Below are 7,063 nucleotides of genomic sequence, written 5' to 3' on the forward strand. Positions count from 1 at the left end.
AAAAAAGCGTTGCTCATACAGGGCTTCCTGCTTTGCAGGCGGTGGTGTTACCGGTGCAGGCGCAGGCGGGGTTACCGTCTTTGGCTGCTCAATTACAGGTTCGGTTTTTTCTGCATGTGGTGCAGGAGTTACCGCACGCTCGTTGATACGGCGCAAAATTTCGGCATGGTCTTTTAAAAAATGGGCGTTGGCTACAAAAAGCTCTAATTCGAGCTCGTTTAGTTCGCTGGGATCAGCTGCAAGGTAGTCGTATTGATCATTAAGCTCTTTTAAAATCCCACCTATCTTTTTAAATACATCCATTTGCTTCATGGCCTCAATGTTAGGAAAATGCTTATCAAAAGTAGGATTAAATTCTGATATTTGCCGACTATAAAAGTCATAAATGGTATATCACGAAGAGGTTTTCAGGCGTAAAAGTGAGTTAGGCGGCAGTATAGAGGTTATCTGCGGATCAATGTTTTCGGGCAAAACCGAAGAGCTGATCAGAAGGCTTAACCGCGCCCGTATAGCCAAACTTAAGGTGGAGATTTTTAGCCCAAAAGCTGATACCCGTTATGGTGAAGAAGCCATTATTTCGCATAATGCCAACAAAATAACTTCAACCCCGGTTGATAGCGCTTCGGCTATTTTATTGTTAGCCAGTGACGCGCATGTAATAGGTGTTGATGAAGCCCAGTTTTTTGACGATGAGCTCCCGGAAGTATGTACCGTGCTGGCCAACCGCGGTGTACGTGTAATTGTAGCCGGCCTGGATATGGATTTTAAGGGTCGCCCCTTCGGCTCCATGCCAAACATTATGGCCATTGCCGAATCGGTAACCAAGCTGCAGGCCGTTTGCGTGAGGTGCGGTAACCCTGCCCAATACTCGTACCGTTTAGTGCATGATAATTCAAAAATATTGTTGGGCGAAAAGGAAAGCTATGAGCCCCGCTGCCGTGCCTGCTACAACACAGTTGCAGGTTAACATTTCATTAAATAATATATTTTTTATTTAATACTATAAGTAAAACAAATACCGGGTATTTGATTGTTATATATTTAAACAAAGTAGCTCTAAAACACAGGGGCTTGAATAAAATATATAGCAATTAAACTTATGGCCAAAAAGGTTTTAGTTATAGAGGACGATAAAGATATCCGCGATACAGTGGTGTATGTATTGGAGGAAGAAGGTTACGAAGTAATACAATCCGACAATGCCCGCATCCTGAGCAACCTTACCACTATTAACCCTGACCTGATTTTGCTTGACAACTGGCTTACCGACTGGACCAGCGACGCCAACGGGCAACAACTAAGTAAAAGAATAAAGGACGATCCGGCTACCAGCCACATCCCTGTGGTCATTATTTCGGCAGTAAGCAATATTAAGGAAATAGCCAAAGCCGGGAATGCCGATGGCTATCTTGCCAAACCCTTTGACCTGACATCACTTTCAGAGATCGTAAAAAAGCACATCAAGTAAGCAACTCTTATCAGTATAAATAAAACGGCCCTCCATTAATTTGAAGGGCCGTTTTTGCCTCACCCCAACCCCTCTCCAAAGGAGAGGAGCTTAAAGCATTTTCAAAGTCCTCTCCTTTGGAGAGGATTTAGGTGAGGCCTAAATCTTCACCCCAAAACCAATGTTAAATGCACGCCCGTCGGCCGGTAAAATGCCCGGGCCTGGGTACATGTTAATGCGGCGGGTAAAATATTTAGCATTAAAAATATTGTTTACGTTGGCTGTCAGGTGGTAATTTTTCAGGAAACTATAATTGAAAGCCCAGTCGAACAAATGATAAGATGGCACAATACCGGTAGCGCCGGTGGCATTAAAAGTTGTGTTATTGGCATCGCTGAAGCTTTTGCCCACATAGCTGTATTGCAGGGTACTGCTTACATGCCCGCTTAAAAATGTTAAACCGGCACGATCTATCCAGTCAGGAGTACCTTCAAGGTGATTATCCTTCAGACTTACATTTTTACCGTTTTGGTTTATAGAACCACTGGTATAACAGCCATGTGTGTACGACAATGAGTTGAATAAACGGAGATCACTCCCCGCCGACCTATCAAACGAACGGATCAGTGAAACCTCGGTAAAAGCTTCAATACCTTTGGCTACGCCGTTGCCAATATTGGTCATGTAAAGATGGGTTACATTATTGGCATCGGTTTGGGTTAAGGTACCTGCCCTGTTGCCGTAGTAAACATAGAAGGCGTTAACATCAAAACTAAACGCAGTGCTGATATGACCACGGTAACCCAGGTCGGCATCATAGCCTTTGCTGTCTTTAATGTTAGGATCGATAATGGTTAACTGATCGGCCGGGGTAACAGCTGCATAAATATAAGGACGGTAAGCCTGCGAAATGTTGCCATAGAATTGGCTTCCGTTAGCCAGCTGATATTGCAAGCCTGTGCCAAACAGCGGGAAGTTGCGCTTGTCCTTATAGCTTACCGGCACGGTACGGTTTACGATAACCCCTGTGTTTGTGGTATTGATCTGTTCAAACCTAACGCCCGGTGTAACTGTAAATGCCTGCGTTACCTGGAACATGTTTTCGGCAAAGGCGGCGTAGTTTAAAGTATGAAGTTTTAAGTCGATACCATAATTTTTAACCAGGCTCAGGTCAAAATCAGAACCAACGGTACCCGTACCTTTTTGCTTACGTTTAGTAGTTTCTTCAAAAAACCTTACACCTGCCGTGAAGGAACTCTTAAGATCGCCCAACTTATAATTATGCAGCAAACGGGCCTCGGTAGTAAAACCGGCGTAATAATCGCGGTCAACCTGGCGTGGGTTAAATGTTTTCAGGCTCGTATTAACCGTATCCGGGATGTTGCCCGTGTTAATGAATTGTACACTGTTACGCTGGCCAAATAATACATGTGAAGTAACTTCCAGCCGGGTATCCTTATCAAACTGATAATTGAACAATAATGCCGGGATGTTAATTTCCGGGTTAAAAAAATTACGTGTACGGGTTGACTGACGGTTATTGGCGTCAAACTGTGCATCGGTTAAACCGCCTGCTATCTGCTGCCTGTAATCAGACCGTGAAAACTGGAAAGCCAAACTTCCCTTTTCATTAAACTGGTATTTGATATTGGCGTAGTAAGCGCGTGAATTAAAAGCAGCATCGGGCCGCCAGCCATCGCCGGTTCGGGCGCTGTAAAAAGCATAATAACTAACCTTACCCACTTTACCGCCAATAGCGTTGTACGAATTGAAAAACCTGTTTGAACCCGCCGATTGCTCACTTTCAAAACCAAACACTTTGGTGCTGTCACCCTCCTTAAGCTTAAAGTTAACCATACCGCCAAATTGACTGCCAAACTGCAATGCCGCCGAACCACGTACTATCTGGATTTCACTTATAGCCTGGAATGGCACATTGTAGTGATTTTCAGGATAGCCAAACATATCTGAATTGGTATTATAGCCATTTTGCCTGATATTGGTTTCGATAGAGCGATGGGTATCTGTGCCGCGGGTACCAATGTTGATCTGCAAACCGACACCATCCATCTCCCAAATGTTAACGCCGGGTACTTTGGCAAATGTCATACGGGCATTGTTATTGGCCAAATTTGCTTTACCCGCATCAAGGAAAATAACAAAGGTTTTTTTACCGGCAAAAATGTTGGTACCGGATACATTGGGCAGATACTTAAGCCTGCTTTCTTTAATTATAACGCTATCAAGCTGAAGGGTATCTTTAACGCTTTTATGCTGCGCATGGGCAAGGCCACCGCAACACATAAACAGTGCGGATAATGAAATCTTATAAAGAGTATTCATTTATTCAAATTAAAATAGATTAGGGGTATACTGTCCAGGTACAACCATGACCAATGCATACGCACAGCACATTGCAATGCAAATAATGCATGTCATTAAAGTTGAGGGAACAGATTAATTATCAGGTATAAATTCAGGCAAGCGCCATTTCCGGAGGCTGGCCGCCAACGGATACAAAAGCATCAGGCATGCTGATATAGATAAATGTACCGGGAGGCTGAACAGGCTCCGCAGGTTTTATAAAAGAGTATGAAATTTCGGGGCAGTTATATTTTGCGTCGCTGCCCAGTTTCTTTTCCGATGATTCATGTGTGCGTTTGCTGATGGGTGCATTGTTCAGCTTTTTAGCGCAGATCACATTTTCGTTCAGCAGCTTTGTAGTTTCATAATTGGGGATACATTGAACATAAACCGTATCACGGGTAACCCTAAGCTTTACATAATTGTACGCAACACCATCCAGCTGCAACTGCCCGGAAATATTTACATAGCTATCCCAATCATGTATAAAGGGCAGGTTTTGCTTGATCTTAATTTCAATCAGATCGCGGGAATTGTATTTGCCTTTGGCTATTTCCCGGGCTATTATTCCGTTAGATTTGTTAGTAAAATATTGATTAAGCGCCATATACCCAAGTAAATTGAGCATATGAGTAATTAGCATTACTATGGCGAAGGTCTTTTTCAATCAATAATCATTCTAAACATAACAATGCTACATAAAATTTCAACGATATAATAATTTATGCGTTAAAAAAAATAAACCCGGGGTAATTAATTCTGGATATATTCTGAATAAATGCATAATTATATCGAAACAAAGCCTATTTAAGATACTTAATCTTCATTTATGGTGTTTATACACTTTGTAAATGTATAGTTAACGTGTATAGATATGCAAACAGCACATAGGCTATAATTACATTTTTATAATTGCAACGAAATAAGAATGTCGTTACCAGTAAAAAGCACAGAGAAATGGTAACTTATATGTTACGATTGTAAATTTTACATCACCGTAACAAAATCGGTACGCATTTTGAACTGCGTCACGTAGATTTATTTTTTTTAAAATGTCCTGATAACTAATAGAGATAAACAAATTGTTTATTTTTTATTGACCGCATTTAAAAGAATGAATATTGTATAAAACTTTGTCGTTTTAGGCAAAAAGAAATAACTTTAGCACAATGAGCAAATTGCTCAAATTACTTTAAAAACCGGTTCATCTGGTCAGTTGTTTTCGATCAATAATTCATTCCTCTGTTTACAAGCCTAAAGCTTTTAAACAAAGATTTAATGCACAGCGGCATTAGTTAACCATGACTGATCACGATTTAATGAAAAAGAAAACACCCGGTACGGTTCCCCCCTATCCAACACAATGGGCGTCAGATAAGTTGACAAGTTTTTTAACAGAACACCTTAACAGGATCTATTGTGCCAATGCGCACCTGGCCGAACGCCTTTTGGAAATTTTAGGCACCAGCAGTTTTAAAGACCTTAACGGCCCGATAAGAGAAACCATTGACGAAACCGAAAAGCGCATTGCCATTATGGATGATATCTATGTGCAGCTTCAGAAGCGGTATTCATTTGACAACTGCAGTAGCCTGATCTCCCTGCTTGAAGATGAATTTACAGCCATACATCAGCAAGGCGATGACGAATTACTGCGTGATATGTGTGTCCTTTCGTACCTGCAAAACATTGAAAATGTAGAGAGAAATTCAATACAGCTGTTACAATTAACGGCTATTGAAACAAGCAGCGAGCCAATAACCCTCTTTTTAGATAAGTATTTAAATCACTCAGAAATTAAGCGCACACTTTACAATTTTATTATAGATAAATATAATAACGACCAAAAGGCCGCCATTAACTTATAAAGCTGTTCTGTTTTAAAAATATATCGGCACGTAAACCGCTTTCGCTCATTGTTTTTAAAAACATATAATTAATATGCTTATACACCCGCTCAGACGGGTGTTTAACTGCATGCTGATTTCTTAACAAAAAGGCCAGCATATATACCCTTAATAGCTTGTAATCCATTTCGTTAATAATAAGGTTTGCCCACTCTTCAAAAGTATCATCTGTTAAGGAAAGCTGCCTGTTATTAAAACTTACTATTATCTTAATGCAATTGTATGATGTGATCATCAACGGGGTAAAAGCTTCTTCCGTTTGCCTGTAAGCTTCATCCAGCTCAAAATATAATAACATCGCCTTTTTAATTTGGCCCAATGCCAGGTATTCCTCTGTTTTTATCCGGTTTAAAAAAAAGTTGTATACACAAGCAGCATTAGTAACAGGGCGATAATATTTTTCGAGCACCGCAATAAAACGCAGCGTTTTTAAAGGCTCATTACAGATTCTTAAAGTATGCGCCGCTAACAAAAACACCAGGTCATTGGTGGCAGAACCTTCAAGCTGCAATGGTGGGCGAAAGTAAAACCGTGTAAGCTCTTTAAAAAACTCCTTATTAATAATGCCGTATTTAAGGTATTGGTAAATTGTATTGATGCATTTTAAAGGATTAACTGAAAACTCGTAATAACTTACCGCACCGAAACCGCTCATTACTTTAAGATACTCTTCAAGTTTGTTCATTTCAAGCCCCAGCACGCTTATCGTAGCCAGGCCAGTATAAACCAGGATCTTCTTTTTCTCCGAAAGTTCAAACTTAAGCAGGGTGTGCAGGGTTTTGGCATAATCGTGGTTAATAAACTCTAAACCAAACAAATAATCAAACAGCTCATCGCCGCAATCCTGCTTAAAATACTGCACCAGCGTTTCGGTATCCTTTAAGGTGCTAAATTCTTTTTCAAGTAAATCACCCAGAAAAATGATCAGGTCGGATTTTTCGTTGGTTGTAAGGCGTGTTTGTGATAAAAGCTGGAAACTTTCCTGCTGCCCGCTTTTGATGGCATAAATAATACTCCATTTCAATATGGATAACTTCCGCTCGCCGGTAAAATACTTGTTAATGGTATTGATGAGGTCGGTATCAAAAAGATTACCATTTCTATGCAGGAGATATTTGGTTATTGAAAACTCAAAAAAATGATCATTACTAAACTCAATTGATGTTTTATATTCAAAATCGCGACTGGTATTATGCTCGCGGATAAAACCGATACTCAACAGTTCAAGGTAGGCGTGATTATAATGTTTTATAATATTGATAAGCTCAAGTTTGCTTGCCTCAAATATCCCTTTCTCAAAATCCATTTGCTCAACAATGGCCTGGATCAAATATATTTTATCGGC

The 7,063-nt window shown here is 40.4% G+C and carries 7 protein-coding genes; 3 read left to right on the forward strand and 4 right to left on the reverse strand.

Features of this window, described 5'->3' with window-relative positions; all coding sequences use genetic code 11:
- A partial coding sequence (locus VF500_RS02765; protein ID WP_414688561.1) for a hypothetical protein occupies positions 1-312 on the reverse strand: 312 nt, incomplete at its 3' end.
- A gap of 73 nt (positions 313-385) precedes the next feature.
- Between VF500_RS02765 and VF500_RS02770 the strand changes: the two genes are divergently transcribed.
- Both VF500_RS02770 and VF500_RS02775 read left to right on the forward strand, forming a co-directional pair.
- Complete coding sequence (locus VF500_RS02770) at positions 386-967, forward strand: thymidine kinase (RefSeq protein WP_121233589.1); 582 nt, start codon at positions 386-388, stop codon at positions 965-967.
- Positions 968-1,099: 132 nt separating this feature from the next.
- On the forward strand, positions 1,100-1,468 hold the full coding sequence (locus VF500_RS02775; RefSeq protein WP_330858210.1) for a response regulator: 369 nt from the start codon (positions 1,100-1,102) through the stop codon (positions 1,466-1,468).
- 138 nt (positions 1,469-1,606) lie between these two features.
- Here the strand turns inward: VF500_RS02775 and VF500_RS02780 are convergent, their stop codons facing one another.
- Together VF500_RS02780 and VF500_RS02785 are read right to left on the reverse strand one after the other, a co-directional pair.
- Entirely contained in the window at positions 1,607-3,790 is a 2,184-nt protein-coding gene (locus VF500_RS02780; RefSeq protein WP_330858211.1) for a TonB-dependent receptor family protein, read from the reverse strand.
- 133 nt (positions 3,791-3,923) lie between these two features.
- Positions 3,924-4,439, reverse strand: a complete 516-nt coding sequence (locus VF500_RS02785) for a hypothetical protein (RefSeq protein ID WP_330858212.1) — start codon at positions 4,437-4,439, stop codon at positions 3,924-3,926.
- A gap of 673 nt (positions 4,440-5,112) precedes the next feature.
- Here VF500_RS02785 and VF500_RS02790 point away from each other — a divergent pair.
- Entirely contained in the window at positions 5,113-5,679 is a 567-nt protein-coding gene (locus VF500_RS02790; protein ID WP_330858213.1) for a DUF892 family protein, read from the forward strand.
- Here VF500_RS02790 and VF500_RS02795 read toward each other — a convergent pair.
- The coding region (locus VF500_RS02795) for a hypothetical protein (RefSeq protein WP_330858214.1) at positions 5,669-7,063 on the reverse strand (1,395 nt) is incomplete at its 5' end. The two genes, VF500_RS02790 and VF500_RS02795, sit on opposite strands and share 11 nt — an antisense overlap.

This window comes from Mucilaginibacter sp., from assembly GCF_036383575.1.
Classification (GTDB): Bacteria; Bacteroidota; Bacteroidia; order Sphingobacteriales; family Sphingobacteriaceae; genus Mucilaginibacter.